Raw genomic sequence first — 1,908 nt, forward strand, 5'->3', positions numbered from 1 at the left:
CGCGCTCGGCGACGAGCCGCAGGGCCGCGTTGCGCAGGCGCCCCAGCGGCCCGCGCATCGGGGTGACGCCCAGCCCGAACGGCGCGGTGTCGACGCTGCGGGCTCCGAGGGGGAAGATCCCGAGCGCGATCACGGGCGGCCGCTCGGCCGCGGGCAGGAGCTGCAGCAGCGCACCCCCGACGAAGAGCGGCTCGGTGAGGACGACGTCGATGCGACGGGAGGCGAGCTCGGCGCGCACGGCCGCGAGCTGGGCGGCACCGGGCCGCACGAACAGCGTGCTCATGTCGAACCGGAGTGCTGCGGGGCCGGTGAGACCGGCACGCTCGGGGAACGCGCCGTCGGCGTCGTCGAGGTCGACGTCGGCCTCGGGCGGCAGCGGAAGGAAGCGGGCGCCGCTGGCCAGCACCCGGTCGGCGTAGCGGGCGCTGGTGAGGAATCCGACCTCGTGCCCGGCGTCGACCAGGTGCCGGGCGACCTGCAGGAGGGACAGCACGTGACCGTGAGCGGGAGTGCAGGTGAGGAGGTAGCTGGACATGGCTTGCCTTCGGTTAGGATTGACTATACCGTGGAAGTATTCATCACCCCCTGAGGAAAGTCAATGGCTGAAGCCGCCCCGCGTGCCTACACGTCCGCCCTGCGCACCCGCCAGGCCCAGGAGACGCGAGCGCGCATCGTCGCCGCAGCCGCCCGCCTCTTCGCGTCGCAGGGGTACCAGGCGACCACGATCGCTGCCATCGCCCGCGAGGCCGGGGTGTCGGCCGAGACCGTGAAGACCACCGCGGCGAAGGCCGAGCTGCTGATCGCCGCGTTCGAGGTGACGTTCTCCGGGTCGGAGGCCGCGGAGTCACTCGTGGAGACGGAGGTCGCCTCCGGACTGCTCGACCTGCCCGACGACGCATTCCTCGACGGCGTGCTCACCCAGATCACCACGGCCAACCAGCGCGGGCACGGCCTGTGGACCGTCCTGCTCGGGGCCGCGCTGTCCGACCCCGTCGTCGACGAAGCGCTCCGCCGCATCCTGGACAACCGGGCGGCGGACTACCGCGGGTTCGTGGCGGAGCTGGTGCGGCGCGGCATCGCCCCCGCGGCCACCGACACCGACGCGACCGCCGATGCCCTGTCGTTCCTGCTGTCGCCCGAGAGCTACCAGCAGCTGGTCGCGCAGTCCGGGTGGACGCCCGCCCGCTACGCCGACTGGCTGCGTACGACGGTGCTCGCCGAGGTCACACGCCCCTGACGCGCCTGCGCGTCAGCGCGCCGACCAGCCGCCATCCATCGTGTGGCTTGCTCCGGTGATCATGCCCGCCGCGTCGCCCGCGAGCCACAGCGCGAGCGCCGCGACCTCCTCCGGTTCCACCAGCCGCTTGATCGCGGACTCGGTGAGCAGCACCGATTCCAGCACCTCGTCCTCCGCGATGCCGTGCAGCCGCGCCTGGTCCGCGATCTGCTTCTCCACCAACGGCGTGCGCACGTAGCCCGGATTCAGGCAGTTGCTCGTCACCCCGTGGGCCGCGCCCTCCAGCGCCGTGACCTTCGACAGGCCCTCCAGCCCGTGCTTGGCCGCGACATACGCCGCCTTGAACGGCGAGGCCCGCAGGCCGTGCACGCTCGACACGTTCAGCACCCGCCCGAACCCTCGCTCGTACATGCCGGGGAGGGCGGCGCGGATCAGCAGGAACGGCGCCTCCAGCATCAGCCGCAGGAGGAACGAGAACCGCTCCGGATCGAACTCCTCGATGGGGCTGACGTGCTGCACGCCCGCGTTGTTCACGAGGATGTCGGTGTCGATCCGCACCTCGGCGAGCGCGGCGACGTCGGACAGGTCCACCTGCCACGCCTCCCCGCCCACCTCCGCCGCGAGGGCCCGCGCCGCGTCGCCGTCGATGTCGGCGACGGTCACCCGGGCCC

At 72.6% G+C, this 1,908-nt stretch carries 2 protein-coding genes and 1 pseudogene; 1 reads left to right on the top strand and 2 read right to left on the bottom strand.

Features of this window, described 5'->3' with window-relative positions:
* Positions 1 to 535, bottom strand: a pseudogene (locus DW309_RS10950) (glycosyltransferase); the annotation flags it as partial.
* Between the two features lie 63 nt (positions 536 to 598).
* Here DW309_RS10950 and DW309_RS10955 point away from each other — a divergent pair.
* The gene (locus DW309_RS10955; protein ID WP_136045389.1) at positions 599 to 1,237 is read left to right on the top strand and encodes a TetR/AcrR family transcriptional regulator; all 639 of its coding nucleotides are present in this window, start codon (positions 599 to 601) and stop codon (positions 1,235 to 1,237) included.
* Positions 1,238 to 1,249: 12 nt separating this feature from the next.
* Here DW309_RS10955 and DW309_RS10960 read toward each other — a convergent pair.
* The coding region (locus DW309_RS10960; protein ID WP_136045390.1) for an SDR family oxidoreductase at positions 1,250 to 1,908 on the bottom strand (659 nt) is incomplete at its 5' end.

It is taken from the genome of Microbacterium sp. K41 (assembly GCF_004794395.1).
GTDB lineage: Bacteria > Actinomycetota > Actinomycetes > Actinomycetales > Microbacteriaceae > Microbacterium > Microbacterium sufflavum.

What these genes read in the sequence shown, in the direction of transcription:
- DW309_RS10955 (WP_136045389.1), top strand. Translation starts at nt 599, where the DNA reads ATGGCTGAAGCCGCCCCGCGTGCCTACACGTCCGCCCTGCGCACCCGC.